Origin of the sequence: Enterococcus sp. VV15, from assembly GCF_005236045.1 — a bacterium.
In the GTDB taxonomy this organism is placed as follows: Bacteria; Bacillota; Bacilli; order Lactobacillales; family Enterococcaceae; genus Enterococcus_B; species Enterococcus_B durans.
This window is the reverse complement of the sequence record NZ_QPTY01000013.1, coordinates 1-15,409: the sequence shown is the minus strand read 5'-3', so window position 1 is coordinate 15,409 and position 15,409 is coordinate 1. Positions and strand designations below refer to the sequence as shown.

The 15,409-nt window shown below is 37.5% G+C and carries 8 protein-coding genes, 1 tRNA gene, 1 pseudogene and 1 other annotated feature; of the genes and pseudogenes, 4 read left to right on the top strand and 6 right to left on the bottom strand.

Annotated elements, in window-relative coordinates; all coding sequences use genetic code 11:
- Positions 1–56 precede the first annotated feature (56 nt).
- The 3 genes from DVW83_RS06470 to DVW83_RS06460 form a co-directional block, all read right to left on the bottom strand.
- On the bottom strand, positions 57–3,071 hold the full coding sequence (locus DVW83_RS06470; RefSeq protein WP_224784462.1) for a hypothetical protein: 3,015 nt from the start codon (positions 3,069–3,071) through the stop codon (positions 57–59).
- A 313-nt stretch (positions 3,072–3,384) separates the two neighbouring features.
- A complete protein-coding gene (leuS, locus tag DVW83_RS06465) occupies positions 3,385–5,799 on the bottom strand; it encodes a leucine--tRNA ligase (protein ID WP_104660810.1) in 2,415 nt (804 codons plus the stop codon).
- Between the two features lie 127 nt (positions 5,800–5,926).
- Positions 5,927–6,136, bottom strand: a binding site (T-box leader).
- Positions 6,137–6,206: 70 nt separating this feature from the next.
- On the bottom strand, positions 6,207–7,961 hold the full coding sequence (locus DVW83_RS06460; RefSeq protein ID WP_104660811.1) for a muramidase family protein: 1,755 nt from the start codon (positions 7,959–7,961) through the stop codon (positions 6,207–6,209).
- Between the two features lie 378 nt (positions 7,962–8,339).
- On the opposite strand from DVW83_RS06460, the gene DVW83_RS06455 reads away from it, so the two are divergent.
- From DVW83_RS06455 to DVW83_RS06440, 4 genes are all read left to right on the top strand, one after another.
- Positions 8,340–8,987, top strand: coding sequence for a phosphatase PAP2 family protein (locus DVW83_RS06455; protein ID WP_104660812.1), 648 nt, complete (start codon positions 8,340–8,342; stop codon positions 8,985–8,987).
- 81 nt (positions 8,988–9,068) lie between these two features.
- The gene (locus DVW83_RS06450; RefSeq protein WP_123862996.1) at positions 9,069–10,025 is read left to right on the top strand and encodes a TIGR01212 family radical SAM protein; all 957 of its coding nucleotides are present in this window, start codon (positions 9,069–9,071) and stop codon (positions 10,023–10,025) included.
- Entirely contained in the window at positions 10,025–10,606 is a 582-nt protein-coding gene (locus DVW83_RS06445) for a tRNA (mnm(5)s(2)U34)-methyltransferase (protein WP_104660814.1), read from the top strand. Before DVW83_RS06450 ends, DVW83_RS06445 begins: the two co-directional genes overlap by 1 nt.
- Positions 10,607–11,495: 889 nt before the next feature.
- Complete coding sequence (locus DVW83_RS06440) at positions 11,496–11,753, top strand: hypothetical protein (RefSeq protein WP_002295273.1); 258 nt, start codon at positions 11,496–11,498, stop codon at positions 11,751–11,753.
- 370 nt (positions 11,754–12,123) lie between these two features.
- Here the strand turns inward: DVW83_RS06440 and DVW83_RS06435 are convergent.
- The 3 genes and pseudogenes from DVW83_RS06435 to ltrA form a co-directional block, all read right to left on the bottom strand.
- Positions 12,124–12,197, bottom strand: a tRNA-Ile gene (locus DVW83_RS06435).
- Between the two features lie 150 nt (positions 12,198–12,347).
- The gene (locus DVW83_RS06430) at positions 12,348–13,331 is read right to left on the bottom strand and encodes an Abi family protein (RefSeq protein ID WP_104660815.1); all 984 of its coding nucleotides are present in this window, start codon (positions 13,329–13,331) and stop codon (positions 12,348–12,350) included.
- A gap of 184 nt (positions 13,332–13,515) precedes the next feature.
- Positions 13,516–14,777 (bottom strand): annotated as a pseudogene (gene ltrA, locus DVW83_RS06425) (group II intron reverse transcriptase/maturase).
- Positions 14,778–15,409: the final 632 nt, after the last annotated feature.

Below are 15,409 nucleotides of genomic sequence, written 5' to 3'. Positions count from 1 at the left end.
CTTGAACGTACAAAAAAAGCGTGTGACCACAAGTGATCACACACCTTTTAACAATGTTAGTTTATCTCAAAATTGAATTGTAAAGCATACTGCGGCTTCAACGGATCAGTCAAACTATCAAAATCAAAGTTTTGGCCTACTGTACCAGAAAGTGAAAAGGCAAAGGAACTTGTCTTTTTCGGTAAAGTCACTAACTCTGTTTTCTGTGATAGATTTTGACCGTTCTCAATCAAAGGAATCGTAGAATCGTTGTAGTTATTAGACATTAAAAGATCAATATCTGTTAGCTTCTCTGTTTGAGACTGACTCGTCATAGACGCCACTGACACAGTCAGTTCTTCATTAGAGTTGTTTTGGATTTTATATTTTGGTGATACAATTCCACCACTTTCCTTACTTTCAGCAAAAGAAATACGTACGGGGATCGTCACATCAATATACCCTCTTAAATCCTTTTTGATCTTTAACTGACCTGAAAAATCTGTTGTATTCCCAGATTCATCTGTCAACGTAAGAATAAACTTATGCGTTCCTACCTTTAAGTCAGTGAATTCTGCATTGTTTTCATAGACTATTGTCGCTTTTATTGCTTCAGGTAACGTCCAATTATCTGAAGGTTCCCCCTCTAAATAATCTCTAACGTTCGGTTCTGCACTGCCTTCATAGAAGGATAGATTCTCTTTCACTGTTCCTTGTGGTCCTACTGTATCCACAATGCGTGCTGATATCTTCATTGGAGCGGATTTATTTCCTGCCTCATCTTCCAATTGGATATGAGCATCAAGTGCAGTTCCAGGCTTCACACCTGCAATGGATGCTGCTGATCCATCTGCATTGACTAAATGGAATTTTATATTCTTAGGTAACGTCCAGTTGTCGCTCACTGTCGTAAAAAATTGGCGCAGTTCTTCTTTAGTTAGATTACCTTTTCTACGTGCTTCCACATCGATTGTGCCATTTTTTACAGTTCCTGTTGGCGCTTGTGTATCCACTACTTTAAATACTACATATTTCTGATATTTATTTCCAGCTTCGTCATAAATATCTAGGTAAGCCCATTTATTACCAGGTCCACTTCCTGCAATTGGATAAATCCCATAATTATCTGTTGCTTCGATCCGAATATTTTCCGGCAAGCTCCAGTTGTCCTGCAAATCTCCATCAATGAACTTCAACAAATCTGTTCGTGTCCAATCTCCAATTCTGCGGGCTTCAATTTCAACTCCTTGAGTTTTGACTGTAGCTGTTGGCGCTTGCGTATCTACAATCCGTATCCGTACCTCCATCCGAGAAGATTTATTCCCTGCTTCGTCTTCTAGTTGAAGGTTAAAAAGATGGGTCCCTGGTGCCTTACCCGCAACTGTTGTCGCCGTTCCGTTACCATCGACTAAATGAACTTTCAAGTTCTCTGGTAATGTCCAATTGTCGCTCATCGTTGTAAAAAATCTCCGTAATTCCGCTTGGCTAAGTTCTCCACTTCTACGAGCTTCAACGTCGATTGTTCCGTTTTTTACAGTTCCTGTTGGACGTTGGGTATCTACAATACGTAGTACCACTTTCATCCGAGAAGACTTGTTCCCTGCTTCATCCTCCAATCGGACGTTGGAGTTGAAACTAGAGACTATTGTACCAGGTTCAAGTCCCGCAATTGATACATCTGTTCCTCCAGCATTATTGACTAAATATATCTTCATATTCTCAGGCAACGTCCAATTATCACTCATTGTTGTCATGAATCCACGTAACTCTGCTTCGCTAAGATTTCCACTTCTGCGGGCTTCCACGTCGATTGTTCCACTTTTTACAGTTCCTGTTGGCGCTTGCGTGTCTCTAACCGTATACCGAGTAGTGAATGTTTGTGTTGTACCATTCGAATTATGTTTCATAACCACTGTAGCAGTTCCTGTTGCACCAGGTGCCCAACTAGCTGGACCTGTTGCGGAAAACGTGTAGTCATTCGAATTTGACGGCAGTGTCGAAAACCAAGATTTGATCGTATCTTGAGACAAGGCGTTCCTAGTAGCTTCTACAACAACACTGTCTTTAATCACGACAGATGGCCTTGGATTATTCACGTTGATCTCTCCGATAACTGCACCGGAATAATTCACATTTTCGATTTTTTTGGAGAAGTTATTGACCGCTGGCGCGACAGCAGTTGTTCCCATTGTTAAATTTCCTAAGAGACGTAAAGTATCCTTATCATTAGTGGCGACTCCCGTTCTTCTGATCGTCACGTTGAACGTCACTCGATAATTACTGATACTAGGTGTTGATGCTGTAACTGCCAAATAAGACGGCACACCGGACCACCTCAAATTACCCAACGTATATGGATTTGAGTATGTTGGATGATTTCCATAATACATCTGCTGAAAATAATAATCAGGTGTACCACTCAAATTACTAGCGATCCAAGAAATCCAACCGTTTCCTGCCTCTTGCACCATCGTATGTGTATCATAAGAGACTGTGAAACTTTGAGTTGCTCCTACTTCAGCGCCTAAAGTCAATGTTCTATTCGTAGCCGCCTGCATCTTTTTCTCAATATAAGCACTTTTTCCATTATTGACTAAATGATGGCGATACGCGCTAAGGTTAGGTAACGAGTAAGTACTCATCCGCATCGCTTTTGGCAAGACCATCAGCTGTTCCGTTTCTTCCTCTGCGGGCAAAACTGGCGAAGGTGGTTCATTCTCTTCACTACTTTCTTTCCCGTCTTCTGTAGAAGGAGTGGTCGTCTCTACTGTTTCTTCAGATGTTTCCGGTATAGGTGGTTCCGTAGTCTCTACCGTTTCTGGTTGTTTCGGTTGTTCAGATTGTTCCGGTTGTTCTGGATTCGAATCCTCTGTAGTTGGTACTTCAGCAGGTTCCGTATGTACAGGTTCTTCCGCGGTCGCTTCAGTTGTTGGAGGGCTACTTTCGATCGCTGGTAGTTCATTTTGCTCTTGTAAACGCTGAACCAATTCCGTGTCAATTTCAACTGGTGCCTCTTCTGCAAAAATGGTGACTGGAAAAAGACAGTGTTGGAATAATAAGAGCGAAGTGGCTATTGTTCTAAAATTTTTCATTTGCAAATGTTCTGTCCCCCTTTCTAGTTCTAACATCATGAGCCTATCTAAAATCAACGGTTCTCTTATTTTTCATACATCCCCCCAAACGTCATAAAATCCTCACACTAAAATTATCCATGATTCTATCATTATAAAAAAACCTTTTTTTACCGACAGATTGGTAAAATAATACCTTGTGAAGCAAAAAAGATCCGGAAAAAGTATTCATACTTTTTCCGGATCTAAATGGCGGGATATCGTCTTTTTTTTATTTTTTATCCCTTGATTCTGCTAATATAGTTACTTTTTTCTAGCTGTATTGCCGAATTTCTTAGTTTGCTACGATGTTGACCAATTTATTTGGCACCACGATCACTTTACGCACTGTTTTGCCTTCGATATTTTCTTTGATCAACTCATTTTCTAAGGCTAGTTTTTCCAAATCTTCTTTTGCTAGGTCACGAGTAACGTTGGCTTTTGCACGAACTTTTCCATTGACTTGGAAAACTACTTCGATTTCATCTTCCACTAAAGCAGCTTCATCATATGTTGGCCACTTAGCATAAGAAATACCACCTTCATTGCCTAGGATCGCCCATAGTTCTTCTCCCATATGTGGCGCGATTGGTGCAAGCAACTGAACGAAACCTTCAATATATTCGTAAGGAAGAGCATCTACTTTATAGGCTTCATTAACAAAGACCATCAATTGAGAGATTGCCGTGTTGAAATGCAGTGTTTCATAATCTTCCGTTACTTTCTTCACTGTTTGGTTATACACTTTGTCTAATTTGCCATCGTTCAAAGTAGTGATACGATCACGCATTTTGTTGTTTTCGTCTACGATCAAGCGCCAAACACGATCTAAGAATTTACGGCTACCTTCTAAACCATTTTCACTCCAGGCAATCGATGCATCTAATGGACCCATGAACATTTCATACAAACGTAATGTATCCGCACCATATTTAGCTACAACATCGTCAGGATTCACTACGTTCCCACGAGATTTAGACATTTTTTCATTGTTTTCGCCTAGGATCATTCCTTGGTTATATAGTTTTTGGAATGGTTCTTTTGTTGGAACGACACCGATATCATATAAGAATTTATGCCAGAAACGTGCATACAACAAATGAAGTACCGCATGTTCTGCTCCACCGATATAGATATCTACTGGTAACCAACGTTCTAATTTTTCGTAATTGGCTAGTTCTTTTTTGTTATGTGGATCGATATAACGCAAGTAATACCATGAACTGCCTGCCCATTGTGGCATCGTATTGGTTTCACGACGTCCTTTTTTACCTGTTACAGGATCGGTCACATTGACCCATTCATCAATGTTCGCAAGTGGTGACTCCCCTGTTCCACTAGGCTTGATGTTTTCCGTTTTAGGTAAGCGTAAAGGTAGTTCTTCTTCTGGTAAAGCAGTGACTGTTCCATCTTCCCAATGGATGATCGGAATTGGTTCACCCCAGTAACGTTGACGTGAAAACAACCAGTCACGTAAACGATAACTAGTTTCTCTTTTCCCTACGCCATGTTCTTCCAACCACATGTTCATTTTTTCGATTGCTTCTTGTTTGTTCATTCCGTCTACGAAACCAGAATTGATATGCGCACCATCTTCTGTATACGCAGCTTCTGAGATATCTCCGCCCTCAATTACTGGCATGATTTCTAAATCAAATTTTCTAGCAAATTCATAATCACGTTCATCATGCGCAGGTACTGCCATGATTGCGCCTGTACCATAAGAAGCTAACACATAATCTGCGATCCAGATTGGGATTTCTTTCCCGTTGACAGGGTTGATAGCGTACGCTCCAGTAAATACACCCGTCTTTTCTTTCGCTAGATCTGTTCTTTTAAGATCCGATTTTCTAGCTGTTTCTTCAATATAAGCTTCGACTGCTTCTTTTTGTTCAGGTGTCGTGATTTCTCGCACTAAGTCAAGTTCTGGTGCCAATACAGAATAAGTTGCGCCAAATAACGTGTCGGGACGTGTCGTAAAGACCGTATACGTTTTGTCTGTACCCGCTACTTTAAATTCTACGATGGTTCCAACTGAGCGACCGATCCAATTTCTTTGCATTTCTTTGATGCTTTCTGGCCAATCGACTAACTCTAAATCATCTAAAAGGCGATCTGCGTAAGCTGTGATTTTCAACATCCATTGGCGCATTGGTTTACGTACGACATCGTAGCCCCCACGTTCGCTTTTTCCGTCGATAACTTCTTCGTTTGAGATAACTGTTCCAAGCTCTGGCACCCAGTTCACAGCTACTTCTGCTTCATACGCTAAGCCTTTTTCATATAATTTTGTAAAGATCCATTGTGTCCATTTATAATATTCTGGATCAGTTGTATTGACTTCACGGTTCCAGTCATAACTAAACCCTAAAGAATTGATTTGACGTCGGAATGTTTCAATATTTTTTTGGGTAAATTCAGCAGGATCATTCCCAGTATCCAACGCATATTGTTCTGCGGGAAGACCAAACGCATCCCACCCCATTGGATGTAATACATTGAACCCTTGGCTTCGTTTGAAACGAGAAAGGATATCTGTTGCCGTATAGCCTTCTGGATGTCCTACGTGCAAGCCTTGTCCAGATGGATATGGGAACATATCCAATGCATAGAATTTAGGTTTTTCATGATCGTCATGAGTATTGAAGGTATTGTTTTTTGCCCAATATTTTTGCCATTTCTTTTCAACTTCTTTATGGTTATAACTCATTTTCTATCCCCCTGCTCTATTTTTCATCTTATAAAGATGAATACAACGAATGTCTTTGCACGAGCAATCCATTCGCCTGTTTTCTAATCAAAGAAAACAAAAAAATCCTATAAAAAGATTGCTCTTTTTATAGGACGTAAACTACGTGGTACCACCTAACTTTGCCTTTTTGAAAAGGCCTCGAACGTTGTAACGGTCGTCACCGCCTCTGCTTACTTCTATTTTTTCAGCAGATGCAACTCAAAGGCGAGTTCAAAAGCGTCCGTACACATTTCCACCAGCCATGTGCTCTCTAAAACTTTCGTCTTTTTACTACTTCCTTTTCAAACGTTGGTTTATTAAAAGTGTAGGTTCATAGTAACAAATAAATGACATAAGTTCAATTATTATTTGAGTGGTTCAAGCATTTATTTTGCTACGATCAATTGTTGGCCTGGATAAATGAAATTGTTCTTTATATTGTTCCATTCAATCAGTTGGTTCATCGTGATGCCATGACTATCTGCAACTCCCCAGACAGATTCTCCCGCTTTGACCGTATATGTTTTTTGCCCAGTCGTTGGTGCAGATTGAGTAGTCCCTTTTTTGACGATTACTTGTTGCCCTGGGTAAATGAAATTATTCTTGATATTGTTCCATTGGATCAATTGATCCATCGTGATATTGTGCTTATTCGCAACGCCCCAAACAGACTCTCCTGCTTTGACTGTATAAATCGTATCGCCAGTTGATGCAGTACTTGTCGTATTCGAGGTATTCGGCGTGCTTGGCGTTGTTGCTGCTGTAGTTGAAGAAGTGTTCGTGCTAGTTGCAGCACTTCCGCCTTTAACGATCAATTGTTGGCCTGGATAAATAAAATTATTTTTGATGTTGTTCCACTGGATCAGCTGATTCATTGAGATACCATATTTATTGGACACGCTCCAGACGGAATCGCCTGATTTGACCGTATATTTGGTACCAGAAGCTGCCGTGCTCCCTGCATTATTTGAACTACTTGATGCGTTCCCAGTATTCGTCGTAGTGGAAGAAGAGCTTCCCCCATTTGACACAATCAATTGTTGTCCTGGATAAACAAAATTATTCTTGATGTTGTTCCATTCGATCAGTTGATTCATTGAGATACCGTGGTCATTTGCGATCTTCCAAACAGAATCGCCTGATTTGACTGTATATTTTATACCAGAAGTTTGACCAGTACCTGCGGAAATATTACTGTTTCCAGAAGAATTTGTATTATTTCCAGAGTTATTTGTTGAAGAACCAGGCGTTTGACCACCTTTGATCGTTAACTTTTGTCCTGGATAAATAAAATTATTTTTGATATTGTTCCATTCGATCAACTGTAACATACTGATGCCAAATGAATTAGAGATTCCCCAGACAGAGTCACCCGATTTGACTGTATAGGTTGTTGAAGTAGTTCCAGTACTCCCTGTATTGGCGTTACTACCCGTATTTCCAGTATTTGTGTTGCCACCAGTCGTTGCACCACCACCAGCATTACCGCTTGCTGGTGTATCATATTTTGTTAAGCCGTAAGTTAAAATGATATTGTTCAATTTTCCAGCATAACTTGGATCTGTTGCATAGCGTCCAGTCAAGTAAGCTGTTGCATCTGTATATGATTTCGTATTGCTTTTCCAAGTACCTGCATAATAATAGCCATTGCCAAATGAAGTATTACGTAAAACATAGGCGTTATCACTGAATGACTCCGCAAAAGAAGGGTATTGTCGGAATGGTTCTTTCTTGGTCACCCACTGATTGTTCAAGTATTCAAGTGTATCCATATAAACGGTTTGTCCTTGGTAGCTGCCCTTGATACCAAATAAATTATGATACGGTGCTTGGGACAATGCACTACTACCCCAGCCACTTTCAACGACCGCTTGGGCGATCATCACGGAGGCGTATAAATCATTGGCTTGTGCAATTGGTTGAGCATAAGTCGCGATTTCCGTAATAAATGCTGCAGTATTGATTCTTGCACCAAATTGAGTTGGCGTTTGATCAGCATTTACTGGCACTGGTTGTATCAAAGGTGCCGCTACAGAACAGCCTACCATTGCAGTACCGACTAACGCGGCACTACGTTTTACTTTGCGGAATCGCTTGGTCTCTTCTAAACGTCTGCGTTCCTTTCTTGCAATGTTTTCCATCTTCTATCCTCCAAATTCTGTTTACAATTTCTCTACTATTATAACAATTATAACTTCTCTTAAACTTTATTAAAAGTTATTTAAGACTCAATATCCTTATTGTAACCAGACTGTAATTTTTCGTAATTTTTCAATATGTAGGAAAAAATAAAACGTTGGTATGACTAGACTGCGTGTTTTCAGCTAAATGCATCGCTGTCTTTTATGAAAATAAGTATGTCGGTTATGTTACCTGAAAATGTCTAAGTGATTACATTGGCCTATTGCCAAATAGAAATGTTGTTTTTTGCGTATAATATTACCTCACATAACAGATATGAAAGTTTTTTATAAGTCTAAGAATGCTATAATGAATTATTGCTGAAAAGGAGGAAACTTATGAAACAAAAAACAACTTTTCATGTAGTCGGCACTCTTTTTTTATTCCTATTTTTCATATTAGGCTACATTATTAAATATCGGATCAACTTATTATCAGGATTTGATCAAACAATAACTGAAATCATACGTACACCTTATCCTGATTGGAACCACTACCAGCTATTTATCACAACATTCGGAAATGCACTGACTGTGATTGTTGTATTTTTACTTATTCTGGCATTTTTGTGGTGGAAGAAAAAACACATTGAACTGATTTGGTTTGCGACTAATTTTGTCGTGATAGCCGGAATCATCAATCCATTGATCAAATTATTCGTGATGCGGTTACGTCCGACTCTTCCTCACTTAGTTGTTGAACACAGCTACAGCTTTCCTAGTGGGCATTCTGCTGCAAGTATGATTTTATACGGGACACTTTTATTTTTACTCCCTAGCCTGATCAAGAAAAAGGGAATTGCCACATTGCTTCAACTTCTGTTGGCGTTTATTATAGTAAGTGTTGGTGCAAGCCGAATATATCTAGGTGTCCATTTCCCAAGTGATGTTTTAGGTGGATATTTGCTTAGCCTAAGTTGGCTCTTTCTCACTTATCCAACCTATAGAGAAAAAAAGGAACAGATTGAACTGCAAACGATAGATTAACATTAACATTTCAACAACTATTTTTAGATATTTAGAGGGCTATGAGAAGACTTCTCGTAGCCTTTAGAAAGAAGGATTTTTATGGGTTTTCCTTATTCAGATGGAAACAAACGTTACCATTCATGGAACTATGCTTTAAGAAATGAGTTTGGTGGCAAGATTTTTAAAGTACCGATAGACGGTGGTTTCGATTGTCCGAATCGTGATGGTACAGTCGCTCATGGTGGCTGTACTTTTTGTAGTGTTTCTGGTTCAGGGGATATGATCGTCGCTCCAGAAGATCCATTACCTATCCAGTTTCACAAAGAAATCGATATGATGCATAAAAAATGGCCTGGTGTGGAACAATATATCGTTTATTTCCAAAATTTCACCAATACGCACGCTCCTGTCGAAGTGATCCGAGAACGATTTGAACAAGTAATCAATTTACCTGGTGTTGTTGGATTATCCATTGGGACCCGCCCTGATTGTTTGCCAGATGAAGTGGTAGATTATTTAGCAGAGCTAAATCAACGTCTTTATTTGTGGGTGGAATTAGGCTTACAAACAACCTTCGAAGAAACCTCCTCTCTGATCAATCGTGCCCATGACTATCAGACCTATTTAGATGGTGTAGCGAAGTTACGCAAACATGATATTCGTGTCTGCACCCACTTGATCAATGGGTTACCTGGGGAAACATTAGACATGATGCGGGAGAATGTTCGCCGAACGATTTTAGATTCGGATATCCAAGGAATCAAACTTCACTTGATGCACTTGATGCGTAAAACAAAAATGTTGCGTGACTATCATGAAGGACGATTGCAATTGATGAGTCGCCCCGATTATGTCAACGTCATTTGCGATCAATTAGAAATGATCCCTAAAGAAATCATTATCCACCGTTTAACAGGTGACGCACCGTGGGATTCACTGATCGGTCCTATGTGGAGTCTAAAAAAATGGGAAGTCTTGAACGCAATAGATGATGAACTTATTCGTCGTGATAGCTACCAAGGAAAATTCAATATAAGAGAAGGAGTACTCAGCTGATGTTACAGACGGCATTGCACTTTAGCCACTCTTTATTAGAAGAAATCCTCCAACCTGGTGACCACGTCATAGATGCCACCATGGGAAATGGGTATGACACAGTCTTCATGGCTGAAAAAATCGGCAAAACTGGACATGTCTATAGTTTTGATATTCAAAAAGAGGCCTTGCTTTCTACTAAGAGTAAGCTTACCGAACAAGATTTACTCGACCGTACCTCTTTGTTTTTACAAGGTCATGAAACACTAGGTACAGTAGTCGATGAAGCACAACCCATCAAAGCAGGAATCTTTAATCTAGGCTATTTACCAAAAAGCGATAAATCAGTCATCACCCTACCTGAAACTACTCGTACAGCAATGGAAGAAATCCTCAAACGCCTCGTGTCAAGAGGTCGGATGATCCTGGTTGTCTATTACGGTCATGACGGCGGCGAAAAAGAATTAGATATGGTGCAAGACTATTGCCAATCACTACCACAAGAAAAATACAATGTCCTAAAATACCAATTCATCAATCAAAAAAACAACCCCCCGATTTTGTATTGCGTGGAAAAAAAGGTTGTGAAAAGAGCGCTTTGACCTGAGCGATAAGGAGGAAAATCTCGAAATAGCTTTCCATATTTTGAGATTTTTTGACTTATTGCCGAAGGTCAGCTCTTTGAACACCGTGGAAGAGGTTGTGAAAGAAGCGTACAGCTCCGAGCAATAAAAATGAGCAGCACCTTGTCGATAAAAAAACGTACGATGGAAAAATCACCAAAATCTTTCCTCGTACGTTTTTTCTTCTATTTATTCAAACACAAATTGAAATTGAATATATTTTTTTGACATATAACAGATATATAAAAGAATAATAAAAGCATTGATATATAAGCGTTTTTAAAAATTTTTATATTTTTGTATGTCATTCATATATCACTAATTAACTTAATATAAGTCAATTTCTGCCCCTTTTTTGCCCCTAAATGCATAAAAATAACCACCCAAAAGTGGTTGAAGAATAAGCTTTTATTTATAAGTTTCCTGTAGGACTGACTCAAACCTATGACCGTTCGGTTATGTTCTGACCAACTGAGCTAAGAATAACGAAAAACCATCACAACTCCTGCAAACAAAAAGAATGGATATAGATTAGATAATAATGGGTTTCATTCTTTGTTGTGATGACATATTTATTATCTCACATGGTTATTTTTTAGTCTATTTTTACTTTAACTTTTCAGAAAAATGAAAAAAAGACCTTAAATAAGTTTAATTAGCTGATCCCTTTTATGTATCTTTCATGAATTAAATCCATCGTTTCAAATTTAAGTATTTCTTATTCTCGTAAATCAACTAAACAAACTTAATAAAAATATTAAACTAGCTTTTCTATTTATGCAATTACACATATTTAAAGGTTTTATTTTGTATTAATTGTATCGACATTCTATACTTATATTATCAAATAAAAAGGACGTGAAGATAAATGTCAAATTTAGAAAACAAAGAAGAAAAAGTTGTAAACAAAATTGTTTCTGTTGTCAATAAACTGGATAAAGAGTTAGACGAACTTGATACGTTATCTGAAAATCCAGAAAAAAAACATAACCTAAAAAAATGGTTAGTTGAACGAAAGGCTATTCATGAAATTAAAAAAGTTCTTCATGAAGCTGATAAATATGAAAAATATGATGAAAAAGAACTTGATAAAGAATTTAAAGAAATTAATGACTTATTACTCTGATCTATTAAACGACTCACTATGAGTCGTTTTTTTATACAAAGAAACTATCTAGTCGTGTTCCAAATATAAATATTGATTGTAGTATAAAAAGAAGCGTCCGAAAACGCTTCGCTGTTTAAATGCGTAAAAAGATTGGGAAATTGATTCATCAGCTATTACGATTATTATTATAATCTCATCCTGTAAAAAATCAATGCTAAAAAAGCTACTATTTCGAGTAGCTCTGAACGGATGTCATCATAACTTATGGAGGAAATAGACATAAGATTGTGTATAAAAAAATAACCACCCAAAAGTGGCTAAAAAAAGCTTTTATTTACATGAATACTCTTCTAAGTAATTTTAACACAGAACTAACTTAATTACTATATGTACCCTGTAGGACTCGAACCTACGCTCGGACGGTTATAAGCCGTCTGCTCTAACCAACTGAACTAAGGGTACAGGCTATTCCTAGATTTTCCCAAACTACCAACATAATCATAATAAAAAACACCCCACGCATGGAGTGTTTTAGGTACAAACCGAAGTAATGTACCGCTATTTGATAATTAAATTATCCCATATAGAATATAAAATGTAAACAAATTTCGCTTATTTTCTGATAAAATTTTTAAGAGCTACTATTTTATTTTTTGCATCTGTTCCTATTATAGCCGTATACGTACTAAACGGAACATTTAAAAAGAGTGTTTCTCTAATATCGTCAAAGTGTCTTACATATCTATTCAACTCAGTTTTAGTTACATTAATTTTTTTCAATAACATAACCAATAAAATCATAAAATCCATCAAGGTATCAAATGTAATATTTTTTATCCCTGTTACCTTTTCCAAATATCCCTTAAGTTGATTTGAAGTATTAGAATTATTGAATCTACAATCAAAAATTACCGAATTATGCATAGTAGCATTTCTAAGTCCCGTTAAACAAAATACTATGTTTTCTATGACTCTTCCATTTTGATTAAAACCACTATGATGTAAATTTATACTTTCAGCAAAATTAATTCTTAATTCTTTATTTAAGCATCCAATAAAATTACCGAATTCTCCAAAAGTTATTATCTCAAAATATGCCCACAAAGGCAGTGATTTATTGCAGTGAAAAAAGTGTTGCACTGCTGGATGACCATTACCATAGTTATAAGCAATCGTTTCATCTATTTTTTCTCTTAATTTAAGGTTTTTAGCTAAATATTTTTTGTAATCTTTGGATCCTACTTCTTTTGATGCATAGTCTCTAAGCTTATTTTTGTAGATATATTCAATGTCACATTGATCTCCTTTAACTAAAAAATCTATTAACCTATTTTTTAATGATGTTTCTATCTTAATTAACATTGGATAAAAAATTGTTTTCATTTCTAAATCAAAATCGTAAACAGCTTTTACTTCGTCAAATTCTTCGAATTGCTGCATATTTTTTCTCTCTTTTATATACATCGAAGCCTTATAACCATGATAGTATCCCATATTCAATAAGTTTTGTTTATCTCTACTACCATTAATTTTTATATTATGGTTATTTCTCATATGTCTCATTAAGCCATCAATAGATTTTCCCTTTTCGTTCATAAGCTCAATCCTTTTTCCAAATATGAATAGTTGCTAAAACTAGCATATCACAGTTTCAAACTAAATTTGAATCATTATATATATTTAAGCGTTCTGTTTTTTTATAATCGAGTAGAGGTCCGAACGCATAGATTCGCACCCCTCTCACACACCATACAAGCCGTTCGGCATATAGCGGTTCAACTTATATTACAGTATGCACTTTTAGATAGTAATCTAAAGCAAAGGGAATCCCTCTTTGCTTTAGTCGTTCATTGGATAGGGCTCTGTGAATCATTTTCGATAATCCAATAAATCGATAACCTTTTCGACAGTAGGTTAAACCTTTGGTATCCCCAACTGAACCAAGGAACAGATTCTTTTCCTATAGTTCTTCCACTGCTTCCAGATAATGACTCGAATTCTTGATCGAAGTTTAGCATCTATTTCTGCGAGTTTTCTTTTCATTTTCGCTTTACGAAAATAGTTTACCCAACCATAGATGACTTGTTTAAGTTTTACGATTCGCTCGTCAAGAGAAATACTTTTGTTTCTTTTGGTGAGCTGACGCAAATTCCTCTGAAATTTTTGGACAGACTCCTCATGGGGTTTTGGTTGATATTTCTTTGTGTGTTTGTCGAAGTAAAAGCCAAAACCTAAAAATTTTGTTCCATTCGGACGGCTGATTTTACTCTTTTCTGCATTGACAATCAACCCTAATTTCTTTTCGATAAAGGCCGTTACGGACTGTAAAACTCGATGTGCTGCCTTTTCACTCTTGACAAAAATAATGCTATCATCTGCATAGCGAACAAAATGTAGACCTCTTGATTCTAATTCTTTATCTAATTCATTTAACATAATATTACTTAACAGAGGGCTAAGATTCCCACCTTGCGGGGTACCTATAGGTGTGTCTTCATATTTTCCTCTTTTCATTACACCACTTACTAGATACTTTCGAATGAGAGAAATGACATCTCCATCTTCTATTGTACGAGAGATAATTCGCATAAGTTTGTCATGATGGACAGTATCAAAGAATCGTTCTAAGTCAATATCTACTAACCAATCATATCCGTTATTCATATAGTCCACTGTTTGAACAATTGCCATTTCACAACTGCGGTTTGGTCGAAACCCATAACTATACTCACTGAATTGTTTTTCAAATATAGGTATAAGAATCTGACTAATTGCCTGTTGGATAACTCTATCGACAACAGTTGGGATACCTAGTTGACGCATTTTACCATTTCCTTTTGGTATTTCAACACGTAAGACTGGTTGCGGATTGTACTTACGTTGGCGAATTTGAGAACGAAGTTCTTCTTTGTGTTCCCGAAGATAGGATTTTAATTCCTCCACAGTAATTCCATCCACACCGTTTGCTCCTTTATTACGGTAAACTCGTTTATAGGCTTCGTTCATGTTCTGATTACTCAAAATTTGATCTAAAAGTTTCATACTCGTTTCCTCCTTCCTCTCACGTAACGAAAGACATTTCTCTTTTGATTATCTTTTGAGATACGCTCATATTTTCATCATTAACATATTCAGAAATGTATCTTTCGTGCGTTTATGGTACAGAAACACTATAAGTAGTTCAGTCCTTCGTGGAAAAGAATTTCCACTACTATGACTTCGGCTGACTTCTCACGATAAACCTTTTTCGACCGATTTTCTTAATAGGGGACTCCTTAATCGTTCGTGAGATCTCCCAGGGTAAGACAGCTAACTTTCATCTTTTACTCGCCTGATTTACTAGATAAGCTTACGCACATCTTTTGGACTTTAGTTTGTAGTGGAACCTCATCCACTTATCTAGCCTTCGTATCAGATTTCTGTTCGTCGAGCCAAGAGTTTGATACACGCTTCCTTCAGCCACATCCTCACGGATGCCACCTTGCGTTTCTCTAGCGATTGGTCGATGTGTACCCTCGCAGTGGACTTTCACCACCTAGTTAGTTGCCATGCCTGGCGCACAATAAAAAAGCCCATGCTTTCACATGGACTTCTCCTCATTTCTGAGATTTGCTACAAAAAAATTATATAAAACTAAACTTGAAATCACAAGGAGGAAATTTATGTTAAAAAGT

Bases quoted from the DNA above. Each gene is read 5' to 3' on its own strand.
- DVW83_RS06470 (WP_224784462.1), bottom strand. From the start codon at position 3,071: ATGAAAAATTTTAGAACAATAGCCACTTCGCTCTTATTATTCCAACAC.
- leuS (WP_104660810.1), bottom strand. From the start codon at position 5,799: ATGAGTTATAACCATAAAGAAGTTGAAAAGAAATGGCAAAAATATTGG.
- DVW83_RS06460 (WP_104660811.1), bottom strand. From the start codon at position 7,961: ATGGAAAACATTGCAAGAAAGGAACGCAGACGTTTAGAAGAGACCAAG.
- DVW83_RS06455 (WP_104660812.1), top strand. From the start codon at position 8,340: ATGAAACAAAAAACAACTTTTCATGTAGTCGGCACTCTTTTTTTATTC.
- DVW83_RS06450 (WP_123862996.1), top strand. From the start codon at position 9,069: ATGGGTTTTCCTTATTCAGATGGAAACAAACGTTACCATTCATGGAAC.
- DVW83_RS06445 (WP_104660814.1), top strand. From the start codon at position 10,025: ATGTTACAGACGGCATTGCACTTTAGCCACTCTTTATTAGAAGAAATC.
- DVW83_RS06440 (WP_002295273.1), top strand. From the start codon at position 11,496: ATGTCAAATTTAGAAAACAAAGAAGAAAAAGTTGTAAACAAAATTGTT.
- DVW83_RS06430 (WP_104660815.1), bottom strand. From the start codon at position 13,331: ATGAACGAAAAGGGAAAATCTATTGATGGCTTAATGAGACATATGAGA.